We start from the raw sequence: 20,542 nt of genomic DNA on the forward strand, positions 1-20,542 counted from the left end.
AATTAAAGAGACTTTAAATGTTATTTAAAAGTGAAAACCTAAAGTGGCTGTAATACCAAATTTCCTCGCATCGGGATTTTCTAAATAATTGCCCCTCCAATGCGCATCTATCCTAATGAATTTAAAGATATTTCCCACGCCGGCGCTATATTCAAAATAGGGTTCCTTTGAAGGTGCAAGAAGCGGAATACCGGAGGCATCTATATTTTTGTTTGCTTCTGAAAGTTCTCCCCATACCCCCCGCACTCCAAGATACTCCCGCAAATTGAAATTGCGAAGCAGGGGAACATAGGCAAAGAGTTTGCCGTTGAAATTATGTTCAAAATGAGCAGAAACATAGGTGTCTGTAACAAATTCGTAAAAATTGAGCAGCGGGAAAGTATTGTAGATCCCAAAAAAAGTTTGGTTAGCAGGGATCACATTGAGCAATCCAAGAGGTACCTCCCCGTCAATGGTCCCGGCTTCGAGCCGGATATTTGCAAGCCCAATTCCGCCAATCCACCAGGGTTGATCATAAAAGAACTGATATTTCCGGTAATTAAAATCACTTTGAAATATACCTTTGACCCCTACGCTGTAATTAAAAAAGAATGAAGGAAACCTGCCGCCATTTGTAACCAGGCGCTCCACTCCAAATCCCGTAAGGTGCCTTCCGGGATAATAACTTAACATGGTGGAGATCTCGGTTTGGGAAATGGAAGTGGAAATTATGTTTTGATCTTTATTTTCATACCAGGCAAGGCTGAAGGAGGGGGATGCCGATTCCATTACACGGTGTGATCCCGCAAAACGTACCGTAAAATTTTCCCAGGGTTCTATCTCCAGCGCAGCCATGGAAAGTTTTATGTTACTTAGTTTGTTGTTATCTCCCACACTTATAATGGAGGAGGAAGCGAGGCTTCGCCCCAGCACGTCTGTAGTATTGGTTAGGCTGGCACCCAGCTGCTCCACATCATCGCGGTATCCCGCCGAAAAAATAAGGCGGTTTTGAGGTTCCAGCAATACTTTTCCCAGCAGGCCATATTTCAACTTTTGGTCTTTAAAACCATAAGCCGTGTATCCTTCAATTCTCCAGGGATCGTGTTGGCCAAAATATGTCCTTGCCCCCAATCTTAATCTAAGGCCTTCAACCTCATTATAGTTCACAAAGGTAAAGACGGGACCAATGTCCCAACCATCGAAATCTATATATCCCGTGGCCGCAATACTGGTCACATTATAGATCCTCTTAAAGGCAGGTAGGGTACGCAGGCTGTCAAGCATTTCATAAATACCACTCTCATGGCGGCTTAAAGCTTCCAGCCTGTTTTGTTCCCAAAATTCTTCATTACGGTTGTAAAGCGGCTTTTCAAAACTGGTAACTTTCCGGTTATAAAAAGCATCATCCATAGGCCGGTTGAACTCGTAGTTATCATAAAGCACCGTTCGCTTCCCGTAAATACCCCCGGCATCATCCTTCCTTTCAAAGGAGAAATCGGCCATAAAGAAATCCCTTTTAAGCAGGAAAACCGAATCGTTCACCACCTCATAATCCATCGAGAGATACACCCCGTTTACCCAGTTGATATTGGCATTTTTGGACATTTCAAGATCTATCTTCTTAATGGCAAAAGTGGTATCATTTACCCAGAAATTTCCTTTAAAGGTGAGTTCGTTCTTCCGGCGGGGATAGTAGACTATATTATAACTCCATTTGTTTTCAATAAAAGCGCTGTCGGCCAGAATGTAGTTGTAGGTGTCGATCCCTGTTGTGGACAACGGACTTATAAAGTTCTTGTCAAAGATCCTGAGATAATTATCGTAGATCTCATTTTCTATGTACATATCCTTAACAGCATCAATTAGAAACTTGTTTTCATTGAAACCCGAATTCTTATTCCCAACCAGCACCTCTTTTTTCCTTCCGTTCACATTATCGCCATATACCCGGTGAACAGATTCATTGATGAAAACAGGTAAAAAGGATTTCCCGGTCACAACGCTTGTGTCTATTTTATCAAAAACGAATTCCATCCCGCGGAAAGCTTTACTGGTGATCACAGCACTGTCTATGGTATTTAGATCAAATTCCAATTTTTCATATTTCCTGAACTGGTAATGATCAAACATACGGGTGCCGTTGCTGCGGCGGTTTTCCCAAATTTTGCGAAGGATATCGAGGGCCGGATTGTTCTTTTTGGAGGTCTTGCCCTGAAAGATCCAGACTTCAGTAAGTCCCTGCGATTCCTCCTGAAGAATAATTTCTAGCCCTGTATTATTTCCTTTTTTAAGCGGAATTGTGAGCGACTGATAACCTATAAAGGAAAACCTTAGAGAATCTTGCTCTTTGGGGGAATTTATATAGAACCTGCCATCTTCAGAGGTGATGGTACCTTCAGCAGAATTGGGAAATATCACATTTACAAAAGGCACAGGCTCTCCTCCAATATCCTTCACGACCCCTCCCGCCCGGGTCTGGGCCCAGCCTTGAAAAATGGTAATAAAACATATGGCAAAGAGAATTCCTTTCATATGCCGCAGGCCAAACAAAGACTTCATAGATTAAGTTGAAGTTCCAAAGGTAACAGGATTTTTGATTGTTAGGAGGTGCCCTGAATATTGAATACTAATTTTGGTTTCCCTATTTGGTGCTAGCATAGAAAATAACTTTTAGTCCCTTTATGTAAATTTAATCTATATTAGAGTTTATTTCACTGGACTTTTTCCATCCCTACAAGGAATGGCCTGGCGATATTAGTGAAACAGGCCCTTCAAAGTACCGTAAAATATTTCTCCAATGAATTTATCACATTTAAAGATCCTGATTCTCATCTTCCTGCCAATATTAATTCTTGGCTGCACTGTTAATGATGATGATGGAACTGGCGACGCACTTCCCCCTGTTACAACTCAGGGTGCCAGTACCTTCGGATGTAAAATAAACGGGCAGGTTTTCTTGCCAAAAATGAAATCGTGCTTTCTCTGTGGCTGGCCGGAGGAAATGAGATTATCATATTTTCAGTCAGGCAATATTTACCGACTTGGGATTAATGCATATAATGATATAAATGGAGATGTATCTATGCACTTAGACTTATATCTTGACGAACCTTTGGCAGTAGGTGTTTACGAATTGTCAGAAAGTTATATCGCATCAATTGACAAAACCTGGCCTAATGCGGCAACCAACATAAACCGAAAGATAAACGGCGAACTCATTAATTCTTCTTTCGGGACAAACTCAGAAATTACAGGAACTTTAGAAATTCTGGAGTATAATATCTCTGAGAGATTTATAGCCGGAATTTTCCAATTTCAGGCAATAAATCAGCAGGGGAAAATTGTAGAAATTAGTGAGGGCCGCTTCGATATGAAAATTTATTAAGCCTTAATATTTTAAGTTTTGCCCACAAAAAAATGCTTTTCCCTGAGATCAGAAAAAAGCATTTTTGAATATTAAGATTGTGCTTCGGGGATCTTCTCCCGGGCGTATCCCAGGAATATTATTTTTTGTACAAAACCTTTTTCACGGCTTTTATAACATCGTTGCTGTTTGGCAACCATTCTTTTAAAAGCTCAGGTGAATAAGGTGCAGGAGTATCTGCAGTATTTATTTTGATTATTGGTGCATCAAGGTAATCAAATGCCTGTTCCTGTACCTGGTAGGTGATCTCTGTTGCCACATTTCCAAAAGGCCATGCCTCTTCAAGGATCACCAAACGGTTGGTTTTTTTCACAGATTTCAAAATAGCATCGTGGTCCATTGGCCTTACGGTTCTAAGGTCAATGATCTCACAGGAAATTCCTTCCTTCTCAAGATCTTCAGCAGCCTTGTAGGCTTCTTTTATTATTTTTCCGAAGGAAACAATAGTTACATCTGTACCTTCTCTTTTAATTTCAGCAACTCCAATTGAGATAGTATATTCTTCTTCAGGCACTTCCCCTTTGTCTCCATACATTTGCTCGCTTTCCATAAAGATCACCGGATCATTATCGCGAATTGCCGACTTCAATAATCCTTTGGCATCATAAGGATTGGAGGGTACTATTACTTTTAATCCGGGACAGTTGGCATACCAGCTTTCAAAAGCCTGGGAGTGGGTAGCTGCAAGCTGACCAGCAGAAGCAGTAGGCCCGCGAAAAACGATAGGAATATTAAATTGCCCACCGCTCATCTGCCGCATTTTGGCCGCGTTATTAATAATTTGGTCTATACCTACCAATGAGAAGTTAAAGGTCATGAATTCAATAATTGGCCTGTTACCATTCATAGCACTTCCAATCCCTATCCCTGAAAATCCAAGCTCAGATATTGGGGTATCAATCACTCTTTCAGGACCAAACTCATCCAGCATTCCTTTTGAAGCTTTATATGCACCATTATATTCGGCAACCTCCTCACCCATTAAATAGATGGTGTCGTCTTTGCGCATTTCCTCGCTCATTGCCTGCTGAATAGCTTCTCTAAATTGAATAGTCTTCATTATATAGTTGTATAAATTATTGTCAATTTTTTCAAAAGCAAAAATAGTAATTAAGCAAAGTTAAAACTACTACTTCCTGATAAAATATTTGTTATGCATGCATAGTAAATTAATAATTAAATTACTTATCTTCGTGATCGAGAAATACAAACCTATTTAAAAGTATATAAATGAAAATATTAGTATGTATTAGCCATGTGCCCGATACTACCTCTAAGATCAATTTCACAGATAATAATACCAAATTTGATACTAACGGAGTGCAGTTTGTAATTAACCCGAATGATGAATTCGGCCTTACCCGCGCGATGTGGTTCAAGGAAAAACAAGGCGCCACTGTAGATGTAATTAATGTGGGAGGTCCTGAAACAGAACCTACACTGCGTAAAGCCCTTGCCATAGGTGCCGATACTGCCATAAGGGTAAACACCCCCGCTGCAGATGGTTTCCAGGTTGCCAAAGAACTTGCCAAAGTTGCAGGGGATGGCGGGTATGACCTTATTATTGCCGGAAGGGAATCTATAGATTATAACGGAGGTATGGTACCCGGAATGCTGGCAGCAATGCTAAAAGCCAATTTCGTGAACACCTGTATAAACCTTGAAGTTGAAGGGAATGAGGCAAAAGCCGTTCGTGAAATTGATGGTGGTAAGGAGAATGTTACCGCATCACTGCCCCTGGTTATTGGCGCGCAAAAAGGCCTTGTAGAGGAAAAGGACCTTAGGATCCCTAATATGCGCGGAATTATGCAGGCAAGACAAAAACCGCTAAACGTTGTTGAGCCCGCGAATGCTGAAGCTCAAACCGCTGCTGAAAAATTTGAAAAACCGGCACCTCGCGGAAATGTAAAATTAATAGATCCTGATAATTTGGACGAATTGATCAACCTGCTTCATAATGAAGCGAAAGTGATCTAAAAATAATTTAAAAAACCTCACAGGTTTTCGAAACCTGTAAGGTTTAAGTAAAATAAAATCAAACATATGTCAGTTTTAGTATATACAGAATCAGAAGAAGGAAAATTTAAAAAAGCATCCCTTGAGGTGGCATCTTATGCCAAAGAGATCGCTCAAATGCTTTCTACAACCGTTACTGCCGTAGCCGTTAACGCCGGCGATACTTCAGAACTTGGAACCTATGGGGTAGACAAGGTCCTGAATGTTTCCAATGATAAATTAAAGAATTTTAATGCAGAAGCTTACGCAGATGTATTAAAGCAGGCAGCAGAAAAAGAAGGAGCCAAGGTGGTTATTCTTAGTCAAAGTGCCAACAGCAAATATCTTGCGCCTTTATTGGCGGTACATTTAAATGCCGGGTATGCTTCCAACGTGGTAGCACTTCCTGAAAGCACAGATCCCCTAACGGTGAAAAGAACTGCCTTTACAAATAAAGCTTTCAACTTTACAAAATTCAATACAGATGTAAAGATCATTGGCCTTTCAAAAAACGCCTTTGGTCTTAAAGAACATCAAACTGAAGCCAGTACTGAAGATTTTTCTCCAAGTTTAACAGCAGAGGATTTCTCGGTTAATGTTACCAGTGTAGATAAAGCAAAAGATAAAGTTACCATTGCAGATGCCGAGATTGTAGTTTCGGGAGGCCGTGGTCTTAAAGGCCCTGAAAACTGGCAAATGCTGGAAGATCTGGCTGAAACCCTTGGGGCGGCAACTGCCTGTTCCAAACCGGTGAGTGATATGGGATGGAGACCGCACAGCGAGCACGTGGGACAAACCGGAAAACCTGTAGCTTCCAACCTTTACATTGCCGTGGGGATCTCTGGTGCCATACAGCACCTTGCAGGGATCAACTCTTCAAAAACCAAAGTTGTGATTAACAACGACCCGGAAGCACCATTTTTTAAAGCGGCAGATTATGGAGTAGTTGGAGACGCCTTTGAAATTGTACCAAAGCTTAATGAAAAACTAAAAGAATTTAAAGCTAAGAACGCATAATTTTTTTAACTTGCAGGCTTTAAAAGGGCTGTCTGAATATGGTAAATTGTCCTTATTTAGACAGCCTTTTTTAATTATGATATATGAGTCTAGTACGCCTTAATATAAAGGGAATTTCGTATAGTCAAACCCAGAATGGTGCCTATGCACTTATTTTAAGTGAGGTTGACGGGGATAGGAAACTGCCAATAGTCATTGGTGCTTTTGAGGCCCAGTCTATTGCAATAGCGCTGGAAAAGGAAATAAAACCACCCAGGCCGCTTACCCATGACCTCTTTAAAAATTTTAGTGACCGGTTTGAGATCATTGTAAAACAAGTGATCATTCATAAACTGGTAGACGGGGTTTTTTATTCCAGCCTTATTTGTGAAAGAGATAAGATAGAAGAGATCATAGATGCCCGTACCAGCGATGCTATTGCGCTTGCATTGCGTTTCAACGCACCCATTTTTACGTACAAAAACATATTGGACAAGGCAGGCATCTACCTAAAAGGAGAAGCCGGCACGATGACACCGCCACCGGCCGCAGGGGAAACTGATATTGATGAAATAATTCATGAAAGCATAGAAAGCCCGGTTAGTGACTACAAAAAAATGTCTTTGGACGAACTAGAAACTTTACTCTCACAGGCCGTAAAAAATGAAGATTACGAAAAGGCCGCCAGGTTAAGAGATGAGATCTCAAAACGCAAATAAGCTTCATTTTCTATGAACAAATTCCAGGCATTCCTGTTCTTTCTTTTTATTGGTCTATTAAATGTACAAGCACAAAGCATCACCAAAACCTGGAGCTTTGAGGTTGCACAGGATACCAGTATAGTTCAATCCAGTTTCATTACTAATTCCTTTCTAACCCTAGATGAAGGCCGCTTTGAAATTAAAGGCGGAGAAGGGGAAATTTCTACCGGTGATTTTTTATACCAAAACAATTTGTTGGTATTCTTTTTTGATGTTCCCGGCGATTCTATAAGGAAATTCAGAATAACCAAATTAAGCGATACTTCCCTGGTTCTTGGAGATAGTGAAAATACGTATACTTTTTCTGAGACCCCTTCCCAGATAGAAGAAGTGATCCCGGCCGGTGCGGCCAAAGAGATCATTCCAAGCGAGGGGATTTCTTTTGGAAGTGTTTGGCGTGGGGTACTGGGAATGGCCTCCCTTTTAATGCTGGCATTCTTCTTTAGCAGCAACCGTAGGTCCATCAACTGGAAAACAGTTCTTATTGGCCTAAGTGCCCAAATGTTGCTGGCAATTGGGGTTTTAAAGGTGAATTTTATTAAAAATATTTTTGAATTTGTTGGGGGTATTTTTGTTCTTATCCTTGATTTTACAAGAGCGGGAAGTGAATTCCTTCTGGGCGGAATGATGAATGTAGACAGTTTTGGGTTTATTTTCCTGTTCCAGGTTTTGCCCACCATTATCTTCTTTTCAGCGTTAACATCGGTATTATTCTACCTTGGAGTGGTTCAAATTATCGTAAAGGGAATGGCCTGGATCCTAACCCGTTTAATGGGGATCTCTGGCGCTGAAAGTTTAAGCGTTGCAGGGAACATTTTCCTGGGCCAAACTGAAGCTCCCCTTTTGATCAAAGCCTACCTGGAACGCATGACAAAATCTGAGATCCTGCTGGTGATGATTGGGGGGATGGCCACCGTAGCCGGTGGCGTTCTCGCAGCCTACATTGGCTTTCTGGGCGGGGATGACCCTGAACTGCGACTGCAGTTTGCCAAACATTTACTGGCAGCCTCTGTGATGGCAGCTCCGGGGGCAATTGTTATTTCCAAAATCCTATACCCTCAACAGGAGCCGGTTAATACCAATGTAGAAATTTCTTCTGAAAAAATTGGCTCTAATATCCTGGATGCTATTGCCAATGGAACTACAGAAGGTTTAAAACTTGCGGCGAATGTTGCCGCGATGTTGCTTGTATTTATTGCCTTTATTGCAATGATTAACTATATCCTTGGCTGGATAGGAGGCATCACCACACTTAACACCCTGATGGCGGAATACACTCCCTATTCCAAATTCTCCCTGGAGGCAATCCTGGGGACTGTCTTTGCCCCTCTTATGTGGCTTATTGGAGTTGCCAAAGAAGATATGATGCTTATGGGCCAACTGCTGGGAATAAAACTGGTAGCGAGTGAATTTGTAGGCTACATCCAGTTGGCCGATCTTAAAAACCCTGCCAATTACCTGAGCCTGAATTACGAAAAATCTGTAATTATGGCTACCTATATGCTCTGCGGTTTTGCGAATTTTGCTTCTATAGGGATACAAATTGGGGGAATTGGTTCCCTTGCCCCCGGAAAGCGAAAAACCCTTTCTGAATTCGGGATGAAAGCATTAATTGGAGGAACTATAGCCTCCCTACTTTCTGCTACCATTGCAGGGATGATCATAGGGTAAATATTCCCATACTTATTTGTAGTTAACATCTCTTGATAAATTCCTTTTATATAAAAACAATTAGTGTTGTTGTTTTTATATTTTAGCTTTTATCAAAATTAATTGTGCCCTTTTACTATGAAACAATATCAAGAGCTATTGCGCCACATTATGGAGCAGGGGAATGAAAAAGGTGACCGTACGGGAACCGGAACTAAAAGCGTATTTGGATACCAGATGCGGTTTGACCTAAGCGAAGGTTTCCCCATGGTGACTACTAAAAAGCTTCACTTAAAATCTATAATTTATGAGCTGCTCTGGTTTTTAAAGGGCGATACCAATATTAAATATCTGCAGGAAAACGGGGTGAAGATCTGGGATGCCTGGGCCAATGAAAACGGGGACCTTGGGCCTGTATATGGGAAACAATGGCGCAACTGGAATGATGAGGAAATTGATCAGATCAAGGAGATCGTTGAAAATTTAAAAACCAATCCCAACAGCCGCCGAATGTTGGTTTCTGCCTGGAACCCTTCCGTATTGCCGGATACTTCCAGGTCTTTTTCAGACAATGTGGCCAATAACAAAGCGGCCCTCCCACCCTGTCATGCCTTCTTTCAATTCTATGTGGCCAATGGAAAACTTTCCTGCCAGCTCTATCAACGCAGTGCCGATGTTTTTTTGGGCGTGCCTTTTAATATTGCTTCCTATGCCCTGCTTACCATGATGATGGCACAGGTTTGCGGTTACGAGGCGGGCGAGTTTATACACACTTTTGGCGATGCCCATATTTACAGTAACCACTTTGAACAGGTTGCCCTTCAAATGTCCCGGGAACCCAGAGAATTGCCCACTATGAAGCTCAACCCCGAGGTAAAAGATATCTTTGGCTTCAAATTTGAAGACTTTAGTCTTGAAAATTATAATCCGCATCCTCATATTAAAGGACAGGTAGCGGTTTAAAACCAAATCTTATGAAGTATTTCTTATTATTCAGCATTATAACTTTGTTCTCTTTCAATACTTATTCTCAGGAAGGCGTTTCCGTGAAAGGAAATTCAATAAGCACAAAAGAAATTGCCCCAATTTGGCCGGGTTGTGAAAAATCTGGAGAACCTTCGAAAGATTGTTTTAATAAAAAGCTCAATGAGCATGTCAAGGCCAATTTTAAATATCCCAAAGACAGCAAGGGAGCATTTATAAGGGGAAAATCTGTGCTGTCATTTAGCATTGATGAGACCGGAAAGGTAAAAGATATCACTGCCGAAGGGCCTCACAAAGCAATTAATGAAGAAGCCATTAGGATCACCAAACTTTTCCCGGCTATGAAACCCGGAATGCGCGCAGGGAAACCTGCCACCATAAACTATAAAATGCCCTTTAATTTTTAAAAAATAAATTTTAGCATGCGATATGTTTTTCTCCTTATTCTTTTAAGCAACGGGATATTACAGGCACAGGATATTGAACCTTCTTCCGTTTTTATGCAGCTTAATGAGGTAGAACACAGTCCGGCTTACCCTGGTTGTGAGGGAATGGATTTCAACTGTAGTATTGAAAAAATAACTTCTTATTTCATCCAACACATAGATTCCACAACCCTTAACTCCCTTACTCCAGAGGAAGCTGTGGTGATCTTAAAATTTATCATAGACAGCGAAGGAAAAGTAAGAAGGCCTACTGCCAAAAGTAAGAGTGAAAAATTGAAGGCAGAAAGCTTAAGAATTATAGCGGAACTCCCCAATTTTATTCCTGCAGTTCATGATGGGAAAGGCGTGAACGTTCCTGTTGACATTCCCCTTAAACTGGAATCCCGGGATCCTGCACCTTTATCTCATGCTGAATTGTATGATATCCCTGCCCGATTTAAAGCTTGTGCAGAAATCAACAGTGCCCAAAATTGCACTCAACTTGCCATAATGAATAGTTTTTCTAACCGTTATTATAACCTGGGCATTAGAACAAAAGGAGAAACTATCAAATCTATAGTGACCTTTCAAATTGATGAAAACGGCAAAATTACTGAGGTAACCACCGAGGGGTCGAATAATGTATTAAACAAGGCCCTGTATAACTGGGGTCGTAAGTTAGATGACTTTTTTATTCCGGCGGTTAAAGACGGAAAAAATGTGAGTATGACTTATACGTTTCCCGTTACCCTTTCCACTACCAATTAGTACTTTAACGCGCCCTTAACTAGCGTTAATTAGGGGCATCCCCAAAAATTCGTAAATTTGAGAATATACTTTTTCTATATTCCAGATTATGATCTCACAACACCGGCTGCTAAATTTATTCAATGACACCAGGGCAGAGACTGAAAATATATGCTCCTTCCTGGAAATTGAAGATTATGTAGTGCAGCCCGTGGTTGATGTATCTCCTCCCAAATGGCATTTAGGCCATACTACCTGGTTTTTTGAAGAGTTTGTGCTTAAGAAATACCAGGAAGATTATAAACTTTATGATCCAAACTCGGCGTATGTTTTCAACAGTTATTACGAAAGTGTGGGTGATAAAGTAATACGTACAGATCGGGGGAACCTCTCCCGCCCTACTGTTGCCTGGGTTTATAACTACCGGAAATATGTAACACGTGAACTTCAGGATTTTTTCAGCAATAATCCCGAATTATCAAAGGAGATCCTGGAGGTAATTGAAATAGGATGCCACCACGAAAAACAGCATCAGGAATTACTGTATACAGATATTAAATATATACTGGGAAATAATCCGCTGCTGCCGGTTTACAATGATATTTTTGAAGAAAACCCTATTGAGGACACACCTCCGGAATGGATAAAAATACCGGAAGGAGTTTACGAAATAGGGCATAAAAATGAAGATTTTTCCTATGATAATGAACTGGGAGTTCATAAGGTATATTTAAAAGATTTTGAAATTTCTTCCACGTTGGTTACTAATGGGGAATACCTGGAATTTATAAATGCAGGAGGTTATAGTAAGGTGCTATTATGGCATGCTGAAGCCTGGGACTGGTTAAACTCAAATAATATTACGGCTCCTTTTTACTGGCACCAGATTGATTGGGAATGGCATCAATATACGCTGCAGGGATTAATAAAGCTTTCTGCGGAAGCGCCCCTTTCCCATATATCTTATTACGAAGCCTACGCCTACGCCCAATGGAAAGGCCTGCGGCTTCCCACCGAATTTGAATGGGAAGTGGCCAGTGATAAATTTAATTGGGGTTCCCGGTGGGAATGGACTGAAAGTGCGTATTCTCCCTACCCTGGTTTCAAAACGGCTGAAGGTGCTTTGGGCGAATACAATGGAAAATTCATGGTCAACCAAAAAGTTTTAAGAGGAAGCTCTGTAGCTACTTCCAGAGATCATGCCCGCTATACCTACCGCAATTTTTTTCATCCTCATTTACGCTGGCAATTTACAGGGCTAAGACTGGCCAAATAATCCAATAATAAAATATGAACACCAACACCAGAACCACTTTCGCGTCTTCTTTTGAAGAAGATTGCTATAAAGGATTAACCAGTTATCCCAAATACCTCCTGTCCAAATATATTTATGATAAAAAAGGAGACAAATTATTCCAGGAAATCATGGAGTTACCGGAATATTATCTAACCCGGTGTGAGTATGACATTCTGGAAAAACATTCAGCAAAAATAGCCGGGTATATGGACGGGCCGGGTGGCTTTGACCTTATTGAATTAGGAGCCGGAGACGGTAAAAAAACCAAACTGTTATTACGGGAACTGGTAGCGCAAAAGATCGATTTTAATTATCTGCCTGTAGATATAAGTGAGAATGTTCTTTTGGAACTGGAAGCCTCTTTAAAAAGTGAGATCCCGGAGCTTGAAGTTAAAATTCAGCAGGGTACCTATTTTAAAACCCTGGAAAAGCTGGCCGACTTTAATACACGCAAAAAAGTGATCATGATGCTGGGATCAAATATTGGGAACCTGCTTCACAAGGATGCAATTGATTTCCTTACCAATATTTCGGCGGCAATGAGTGATAAGGACATGCTTTTTATGGGCTTTGATCAGAAAAAACACCCTCAAACAGTGTTGGACGCCTATAATGACCCAACGGGAGTTACAGCGGCATTTAATAAAAACCACCTGGAACGTATCAATTCCGAGCTGGGCGGTAATTTTGATATAGATACATTTTTGCATTGGGAAACCTATGATCCGGAATCAGGGACGGCAAAAAGTTTCCTGGTAAGCAAAATAGATCAAAAAGTGAGCATAGAAAGCCTGGGACTGGAGGTGCATTTTGATGCCTGGGAAACTATTCATACCGAGATCTCTCAAAAATATGATGATCAGGTGGTGAATTGGCTTGCAGACCAGGCGCGCCTAAAAGTTACAAACGCCTTTACAGATAAGAAGGGATACTACAAGAATTATATCTTTCAGAAAAAATAAAAAAGCAACAACAAATTCAATAATTATGAAAGCCATCTGGAACAACGAAGTAATCGCCGAAAGCAACAAAACGAAAGTAGTTGAGAACAATCATTATTTTCCAATGGATTCCATTAAATGTGAATACTTTAAACCCAGCAACACCACCACCCGATGTGCCTGGAAAGGAGAAGCATCCTATTATGATCTTGAGGTAAATGGAGAGAAGAATAAAGATGCCGCCTGGTATTACCCCCAGGCAAGTCACGCTGCAAAACCTATAGAAAATTATGTGGCTTTCTGGAAAGAAGTTAAAGTAACCGAATAATTACTTTTTAAGATAGTCCCGTAAGATCTTAAAAAGAATTTCCATTTCTTCTTCTGTATTAAAATAATGGAAACTCAGCCTTATACCCGTGCCCCGCTGGGAACAAACCACATCTTTAGAACGGAGATATTGGAACATTTTATCATCTCCCTTAATATTAAAGATGGAGGAATGCTCCTCCCTCTCTGCCACCATTTTTTCAAGCAAATTGAGCTTTTCAAACTCTTTTTTGGCAAGCGCGCTAAAATTTTTAACCCTTTCCTCTACCAGCTCCATTCCAACTTCTTTTAAAAAATTTAAAGCCACCCGTAAACTTCCAAAGTTTAAGGTATCCTGGTGTCCCGGCTCAAACTTGCCTATAAAATTACCCTCATGAGCCTTATATTTTCCTTGTAAGGAATTGAAACCTGATGTTTTGGGGGCAATTTTATGTGCAGCCTCATTATTAAAAAGCATAAAAGCATTCCCATAACCGGCGTTGAGCCATTTGTATCCGCTGGCAATTACAACGTCTAATCCCGAAGCATCAAAATCAAAAATTTCTGTTCCGCAGTATTGGGTCCCATCTGCAACAAAAAGGGTATCAGGATATTTTTGCTTGAGATCTTTGAGAAATTTCACGCTTAATTTAATCCCGCTTATGTACTGCACCAGGCTAAAAGCAAAAAGGTCCGGCTGCTGTTTTTGAAAAGCCTCTTCAATATTTTTCTCAATATTTTCATCTATTGCAGCAAATTGCACAGGAAAATCCCTGGATGTCACCGCCCAGTTAATAGATGGATAATCCCCCTCCAGCAATAATACCATTTTGGACTTATCTATACCCTCCAGGAGCGTGTTGAAACCAAAAGAATAATTAGGCACAAGCGCTACTCTATTGGGGGCGCAGTTAAAAAAGTCTCCTACTGCTTCCCGTACAGCGGTCAACATTTTCCCCTGCTTCTCCTTAAGGATGCTGGCCATAACCAGGAAATCCAGGTCGTGTTCCTGCCGGAAGTCAAACACCTTTTCAGGAAGCAACCCGGAGGCAGCGGTATTAAAATAAAGGTTCTGTTGCAGTACAGGAAAGGGTTTTCTTAAATTCTTCATAAGCGATTTAACATTGGTGTAAAAAACCATTAAATTTGATGATCTACTAAAATACTTCTTAATATGTTTTCTCAAAAGAAAAACACCTCCAAACTCGACCACGATCAAAGAGAACTTTATGAAAATGCAAGACGCCGTACATTACAAAAAAAACGCTTGTTCCTGCATTTTGTGATCTTTCTTGTGGGTGCAGTTTTGTTAATTGTATTAAATGTTGTTATAGGGTTTAAAGAAGAGGTAATGCCCCTGGGGTATAACTGGTTTTTCTGGGTAGTGCTGTTGTGGACTTTTTTCTTTTTGATCCATTTGGTAAATGTATTTATTACCAGCAGTTTTATGGGAAAGGAATGGGAACAACAACAAATGGAGAAACTGGTGAGAAAACAGCGGGCCCGTATTGAGGAACTTGAAAAGAAAGTGGAGAGAGACCATCCCCTACCGGGAAAAAAACCCGCAACAAATCCTAATTATTCAACTGAAGACCGCCCCCGCGATAGCGGAAACTTCCTAAACCATTAAAATATGCTTACACTTATAGCCGCGGCCGGAGAGAATAATGCTCTGGGAAAAAACAATGATCTCGTATGGCACCTGCCGGATGATTTTAAACGGTTTAAAAAAATGACCTCCGGGCACCATATCATCATGGGTAGAAAGACATTTGAATCTTTCCCCCAGCCGCTGCCAAACCGAACTCACGTGGTAATAACCAGGAGCGATGAATATAAAAAAGAGGGCATTATAGTGGTGCATTCCCTGGAAAGGGCAATTGAACATTCTAATGAGGACCCACAGCCCTTTGTTATTGGGGGAGGCGAGATCTATAAACTTGCAATTGATGTGGCAGACAGGATAGAACTTACAAGAGTTCATGGTACCTTTGAGGCCGATGCCTTCTTTCCTGAAATTGATGAACAACAATGGGAGCTGGTAAATCAGGAATTTCACGACAAGGATGCAAATCATGAATTTGCATTTACCTACTTAACATATGAGCGCAAGTAATGATCCTGGTATGGATTTTAAACATATAGCCGAACAAAATTCTTTTGAAATATCTACCGTAACTGAACTTGGTGGAGGAGACATCAATGAGGTATTTTTAATTACCACCAACAAAGCCGAAAAATTTGTAGTAAAGATCAATAATGCCAAGGAATTTCCGGGCATGTTCCAGGCTGAAATGGAAGGCCTGCAAACCCTGTCCAAAACGGGTTGTATAAAAATTCCCAAACCAATTTATACAGGCGAATTTGAAGATAAAGCTTATTTGCTGCTGGAATATATTCCTGCCGGAAAACAGGGAAATGATTTCTGGGAAAATTTTGGGAGCCAGGTGGCCTGTTTACATCAACATACCGCAAAAGAATTTGGCTTTAATAAAGACAATTATGTGGGAAGCCTTCCGCAGAAAAACAATTGGAGCGAAGACCCTGTAGAATTTTACATTACCCGCAGGCTGGCCCCCCAACTTAAACTGGCCGGGGAAAATAATTATGACCTGGGAATAAGTAAATATTTTATCAGGAACGTGTCAGAAAATATTCCCGATGAACCACCTTCACTTATCCATGGCGACCTTTGGAATGGAAATTTCATAATTACTTCTGCCGGAGAACCATGTTTAATAGATCCTGCTGTAGCCTATGCGCCACGGGAAATGGACCTCGCAATGATGAAACTTTTCGGTGGTTTTGACCACCGGTTATTCGGTGCTTATAATGAAGCATTTCCCCTGGAAAGAGGATTTGAGGAAAGACTACCCTTATGGCAGCTCTATTACCTGCTCGTGCACCTTAATATCTTCGGAAAAGGATACCTCAACCAGGTGAATAATATTATAAGACAGTATAACTAGTCCCAAAACTTAACAATCTTATAATTATTTTTAGGAATTTATTGGCTTAATAGGTTTTATACCATTGGTAACTTGTAAAAAAAATAATGATGCTATGAGTACCAAGAATTTATTTAGCAGGGAAGCCCTGGAGAAAATGACTGAACTTGTGAATGATATAGATTTCGCAATGCTTCTCACAGATTTAAATACACAACCAATTAGCGCGGTACCAATGTCAACAAAAAAAGTTGACGAACAAGGGAACATCTGGTTCCTAAGCGGACTGAACAGTGAGCATAACGCCAATATTGTTAGAAGCCCTGAGGTCCAGTTGTTGTACAGTGATATTTCAGATATGGAATTTATAAGTATATATGGCCGGGCCACCATAGTTGCAGATCCACATATCCTGGATGAGCTATATGAAAAGACAGATGACGCCTGGTTTACCGGAAAAGATGATCCTAATTTAACAGCGATCCAGGTAAAGCCGGAGGAAGCCTATTACTGGGATAATAAACAAAATAAATACATTAGCTTCCTGAAAATGGGGGTTGCGGCAATTACCGGAGAAAAAGCCGATGTAGGCGTAAAAGGTAAATTAAATTTATAATAGATTTTTTCTACGTTGAAAAGACCTCATAATTTTTAAAGTTATGAGGTCTTTTTTTTTATTTCTATTTTAGCTTCATCAAATTAAGAAAAATGAAAGCATATATATTTCCCGGTCAGGGCGCACAGTTTACAGGAATGGGATTGGACCTCTATGAAAAATCCCCCGTGGCCCGTGATTTATTTAACAGAGCCAATGAGATCCTGGGCTTCAATATTACCTCAACAATGTTTGAAGGAACCGCTGAAGACCTGAAGCAAACCAAAGTTACCCAACCGGCGGTTTTTTTACATTCGGCGATAATGAGCAAAGTTATGGGGGAGCGTTTTCAACCGGATATGGTTGCAGGGCATTCCTTGGGAGAGATCTCTGCCCTGGTGGCGAATAAAACCCTGGATTTCGAAGCAGCTTTAAAACTGGTGTATAAAAGGGCTCTTGCAATGCAACATGCCTGTGAGTTACAGCCGTCTACCATGGCCGCGGTCCTTGGCCTTGAGGATCATATTGTGGAAGCAGTATGTGCCGATGTTGAGGGGGTGGTAGTTGCAGCCAATTATAATTGTCCCGGCCAATTGGTGATCTCGGGTTCAATAGAGGCTGTTGAAATAGCCTGTGAGATGTTGAAAGAAAGAGGTGCCAAACGCGCTATGATCCTTCCTGTAGGAGGAGCATTTCATTCCCCGCTTATGGAACCGGCCAGAAAAGAACTTGCCGAAGCAATAGAAGCAACTACTTTTAGCACCCCTATTTGCCCGGTATATCAAAATGTAACCACTTTTGCGGTAACCAACCCTGCCGAGATTAAAGAAAATTTGGTTTTCCAATTAACAGCACCGGTAAAATGGACACAGTCTGTTCAAAATATGATCAAGGACGGGGCGACGCATTTTATTGAGGTAGGCCCTGGGAAAGTATTGCAGGGGCTTGTGAAAAAAATAGATAGAAATTCGGAGGTTTCTTCAGCCGAATTCTAACTTTTCACGGTTAATTAATTTTTTTCATAATTAATTGGTAAAAATCTTATTATGGGCATTATTATTGTTAAAAATTCAATATTCTAATTTAACCTTAAAGTGATCCCTAATAGCTTTTACAAATTCCCTCGTTTATGAAAAATATTACATGCTTCATTTTAATTTTTATTTTTACTTCATCCCTTAGCTTCGGTCAGGCACCCCAGAATATTAAAAAACTGGAAGAAAAATACACGGAGTATTTTAAGTTAAACCGTGAAACAGTTTTTTTACATCTCAACAAGACTACAGTGGTGCCAAAGGAAAATCTCTGGATTTCTGCCTACGTTTACAATTCCAAACTTCAGCTTCCCAATGTAGAAACCACGAACCTTAATATAGATATTTTCAATAAAAATGGAGTTTTTATTGATTCTAAAACTGTTTTTGTCTCCGGGGGTAAAGGGTCGATGTTTGTAGAACTGGATCCGGCTATTTTTACACCGGGGACGTATTTCTTAAAAGCTTCCACAAATTATATGAACAATTTTGATGAGGATCTTTCTTACTTGCAATCTTTTACCATTTATGGAGATAAGGAGGAAAACCCGGAATCAAAAGAAAAATTTGACCTTCAACTTCTTCCGGAAGGTGGGCATATTGTGGAAGGTGTATTGAATTCCATAGGTGTTAAACTTATTAATGCAAATGGAAAGGGAATATCTTTTCCAAAAGCAAGAGTGGTGAATTCCTCACAGCAGGAGCTCACCGTTTTTGAGTCTAATAAATTTGGTTTGGGAAAATTTAATTTGTTAGCTGAAGGAGACGAGAAATATACTGTGATTTTAACCACACTCTCCGGCGAAGAAATTTCAAAAGAAATTCCAAAAGCACAGGAAAAAGGAATTACCCTTACCAGCCATGAACGAAAAGACCGTTTTATATTTTCCCTCAAAACTAACCAGGCTACCGGGGAATCTCTCCAAAATCAAAAGTATTTTATTGCGGTGCATAAAGATGGTGCTATAAAAGATTTTGCTTTTAAGTTCCCGGAAAATGAACTGGAAGCAAATATCATCATTGAAAAAGACTCACTCTTTTCCGGAGTAAATACCATCACGGTTTTTAATGAAACCCTTCAACCCGTATTAGAACGACTCATTTTTAATTCCAACGATATAAAACACACCAGAATTGCCGCAAAAAGAACTACTCAACAAGGTGATTCCCTTGGTATTGAACTAAAGGCTTCCCGGGTATTGAAAAATAATTCTTTGAGCATTTCAGTTCTTCCCGCTAAAACCCTTTCTCACAATCCAGATCATTCCATTGTTTCGGCTTTTTATTTGAAACCATACATCCAGGGAAATATAGACCAGGCTTCCTATTATTTTACCCTGGGAGATGAGCAAAGAAAATTATACGACCTGGACCTTTTACTACTTACCCAGGGCTGGAGTAAATACAATTGGAATAATATTTATTCAAAGCCGCCCAGGGAGAAATTTTTACCGGAAAAAGGATTTACAGTTGATGGAAATATAGCAAGCCGAAACGCCAAAAAACACACCAGCCTGTTTGTAAGATCTGAAGAAACAGGAATGTTTGAAATTGTAAAAATCCAGGAGGACAATAATTTTAAACTTAATAATATTTATCTGGAGGACAGCACCTCCCTTGCGGTGGGATTGTTAAACGAAAGAAACAGTGAGATCTCCAAACCGCGCATTTCTATTAATATTAGTCCTGCTAAGACCAGAAAAAATCCCTTGAAAAATGCTCAAATTCAGTTAAATACGCCCACTGAGAATTACCATTCCAATACAGAGGAACTTGATCTTATTGGAAATGCTGTTTCCTTGGATACTGTTTCCGTTACTGGTATTAATAAAACCACCGGAAAATACCGAAATGAAAGCAACACTTTTCAGGAAGAAGTGGGAATAACCGAGGCTATTGCAAGCAGGTATTACTACGTAACAGATCTTATTGCCACCAAGGGTTTTAGGGTATTAAGAACGCCAACGAATGTTCAGATTATAAATAATATCCCATTTAGCCTTAATGCAAATCCAAACCCGCTAATAATTTTTAATGGGGCGCCCTTGGTAAATGGTGCAGAAATGTTAATAGATCTTCAAACATCACAGGTAGAGTCTATTGTAATTAACAAAAGAGGTGAAGGTTATGGTATGCAGGGCGGAAATGGCGTGATAAAGATAGTAACTAAAAAAGGGGGCGCTGCCCGGCCAAATTCTGAAACTATGCTTTCAAAAATTGCCCAAAATGGCTTTACTACAGACAGGGAATTCTATACGCCCAGATACACCTCCTATTCTTCAGATGCGTTTGCGGAATTTGGCAGCATTAACTGGATCTCAAATATAAGTTTGGATTCTGAAGGGAAAGCGCAATTTAAAATATTAAACACACTGCAACCAGAAGTAAAGATCGTGATTGAAGGAATGAATGCTGAAGGGTATTTACTTTCAGAAGAATTGCTGGTCAGGACCAGATAAA

20 protein-coding genes are annotated in these 20,542 nt (G+C 40.3%); 17 read left to right on the forward strand and 3 right to left on the reverse strand.

Features of this window, described 5'->3' with window-relative positions:
- Window positions 1–24: 24 nt before the first annotated feature.
- Window positions 25–2,538 (reverse strand): DUF5686 and carboxypeptidase-like regulatory domain-containing protein, encoded by a 2,514-nt coding sequence (locus FK178_RS09500; RefSeq protein WP_240793809.1) that lies wholly within the window; start codon window positions 2,536–2,538, stop codon window positions 25–27.
- 238 nt (window positions 2,539–2,776) lie between these two features.
- Here FK178_RS09500 and FK178_RS09505 point away from each other — a divergent pair, with 238 nt between their 5' ends.
- Window positions 2,777–3,364, forward strand: a complete 588-nt coding sequence (locus tag FK178_RS09505; RefSeq protein ID WP_146834072.1) for a hypothetical protein — start codon at window positions 2,777–2,779, stop codon at window positions 3,362–3,364.
- A gap of 118 nt (window positions 3,365–3,482) precedes the next feature.
- Here FK178_RS09505 and FK178_RS09510 read toward each other — a convergent pair whose 3' ends face one another.
- The gene (locus FK178_RS09510) at window positions 3,483–4,463 is read right to left on the reverse strand and encodes a pyruvate dehydrogenase complex E1 component subunit beta (protein ID WP_146834076.1); all 981 of its coding nucleotides are present in this window, start codon (window positions 4,461–4,463) and stop codon (window positions 3,483–3,485) included.
- Window positions 4,464–4,633: 170 nt separating this feature from the next.
- Between FK178_RS09510 and FK178_RS09515 the strand changes: the two genes are divergently transcribed.
- From FK178_RS09515 to FK178_RS09560, 10 genes are all read left to right on the forward strand, one after another.
- Entirely contained in the window at window positions 4,634–5,380 is a 747-nt protein-coding gene (locus FK178_RS09515; RefSeq protein ID WP_146834079.1) for an electron transfer flavoprotein subunit beta/FixA family protein, read from the forward strand.
- Between the two features lie 66 nt (window positions 5,381–5,446).
- On the forward strand, window positions 5,447–6,415 hold the full coding sequence (locus FK178_RS09520; RefSeq protein WP_146834082.1) for an electron transfer flavoprotein subunit alpha/FixB family protein: 969 nt from the start codon (window positions 5,447–5,449) through the stop codon (window positions 6,413–6,415).
- 83 nt (window positions 6,416–6,498) lie between these two features.
- Window positions 6,499–7,113 carry a bifunctional nuclease family protein gene (locus FK178_RS09525; RefSeq protein ID WP_146834086.1) on the forward strand — a complete coding sequence of 205 codons (615 nt, stop codon included), beginning with the start codon at window positions 6,499–6,501 and terminating at the stop codon, window positions 7,111–7,113.
- A 12-nt stretch (window positions 7,114–7,125) separates the two neighbouring features.
- The gene (locus FK178_RS09530; RefSeq protein ID WP_146834089.1) at window positions 7,126–8,826 is read left to right on the forward strand and encodes a NupC/NupG family nucleoside CNT transporter; all 1,701 of its coding nucleotides are present in this window, start codon (window positions 7,126–7,128) and stop codon (window positions 8,824–8,826) included.
- A gap of 117 nt (window positions 8,827–8,943) precedes the next feature.
- A complete protein-coding gene (locus tag FK178_RS09535; protein ID WP_146834092.1) occupies window positions 8,944–9,768 on the forward strand; it encodes a thymidylate synthase in 825 nt (274 codons plus the stop codon).
- A gap of 11 nt (window positions 9,769–9,779) precedes the next feature.
- A complete protein-coding gene (locus FK178_RS09540; RefSeq protein ID WP_146834095.1) occupies window positions 9,780–10,196 on the forward strand; it encodes an energy transducer TonB in 417 nt (138 codons plus the stop codon).
- A gap of 15 nt (window positions 10,197–10,211) precedes the next feature.
- Window positions 10,212–10,982, forward strand: a complete 771-nt coding sequence (locus tag FK178_RS09545) for an energy transducer TonB (RefSeq protein WP_146834098.1) — start codon at window positions 10,212–10,214, stop codon at window positions 10,980–10,982.
- 88 nt (window positions 10,983–11,070) lie between these two features.
- A complete protein-coding gene (gene egtB, locus FK178_RS09550) occupies window positions 11,071–12,237 on the forward strand; it encodes an ergothioneine biosynthesis protein EgtB (RefSeq protein ID WP_146834100.1) in 1,167 nt (388 codons plus the stop codon).
- Window positions 12,238–12,251: 14 nt separating this feature from the next.
- Window positions 12,252–13,220, forward strand: coding sequence for an L-histidine N(alpha)-methyltransferase (locus FK178_RS09555; protein ID WP_146834103.1), 969 nt, complete (start codon window positions 12,252–12,254; stop codon window positions 13,218–13,220).
- Between the two features lie 25 nt (window positions 13,221–13,245).
- Window positions 13,246–13,527, forward strand: coding sequence for a DUF427 domain-containing protein (locus FK178_RS09560; protein ID WP_146834106.1), 282 nt, complete (start codon window positions 13,246–13,248; stop codon window positions 13,525–13,527).
- Here the strand turns inward: FK178_RS09560 and FK178_RS09565 are convergent, their stop codons facing one another.
- Window positions 13,528–14,616, reverse strand: a complete 1,089-nt coding sequence (locus tag FK178_RS09565) for an aminotransferase class V-fold PLP-dependent enzyme (protein ID WP_146834109.1) — start codon at window positions 14,614–14,616, stop codon at window positions 13,528–13,530. It abuts the gene before it with no gap.
- Window positions 14,617–14,679: 63 nt separating this feature from the next.
- Between FK178_RS09565 and FK178_RS09570 the strand changes: the two genes are divergently transcribed.
- From FK178_RS09570 to FK178_RS09595, 6 genes are all read left to right on the forward strand, one after another.
- The gene (locus FK178_RS09570; RefSeq protein WP_146834112.1) at window positions 14,680–15,135 is read left to right on the forward strand and encodes a 2TM domain-containing protein; all 456 of its coding nucleotides are present in this window, start codon (window positions 14,680–14,682) and stop codon (window positions 15,133–15,135) included.
- A gap of 3 nt (window positions 15,136–15,138) precedes the next feature.
- Window positions 15,139–15,621 (forward strand): dihydrofolate reductase, encoded by a 483-nt coding sequence (locus tag FK178_RS09575; protein ID WP_146834115.1) that lies wholly within the window; start codon window positions 15,139–15,141, stop codon window positions 15,619–15,621.
- The gene (locus FK178_RS09580) at window positions 15,608–16,474 is read left to right on the forward strand and encodes a fructosamine kinase family protein (RefSeq protein ID WP_240793810.1); all 867 of its coding nucleotides are present in this window, start codon (window positions 15,608–15,610) and stop codon (window positions 16,472–16,474) included. The genes FK178_RS09575 and FK178_RS09580 overlap by 14 nt, the downstream gene beginning before the upstream one ends.
- 94 nt (window positions 16,475–16,568) lie before the next feature.
- Window positions 16,569–17,069 (forward strand): pyridoxamine 5'-phosphate oxidase family protein, encoded by a 501-nt coding sequence (locus tag FK178_RS09585; protein ID WP_146834118.1) that lies wholly within the window; start codon window positions 16,569–16,571, stop codon window positions 17,067–17,069.
- A 92-nt stretch (window positions 17,070–17,161) separates the two neighbouring features.
- Window positions 17,162–18,043: an ACP S-malonyltransferase gene (fabD, locus tag FK178_RS09590; RefSeq protein ID WP_146834121.1), complete on the forward strand. Its 882-nt coding sequence runs from the start codon at window positions 17,162–17,164 to the stop codon at window positions 18,041–18,043.
- 134 nt (window positions 18,044–18,177) lie between these two features.
- Window positions 18,178–20,541 carry a hypothetical protein gene (locus FK178_RS09595; protein ID WP_146834124.1) on the forward strand — a complete coding sequence of 788 codons (2,364 nt, stop codon included), beginning with the start codon at window positions 18,178–18,180 and terminating at the stop codon, window positions 20,539–20,541.
- Window position 20,542: the final 1 nt, after the last annotated feature.

Source organism: Antarcticibacterium arcticum, assembly GCF_007993795.1.
GTDB classification, from domain to species: Bacteria; Bacteroidota; Bacteroidia; order Flavobacteriales; family Flavobacteriaceae; genus Gillisia; species Gillisia arctica.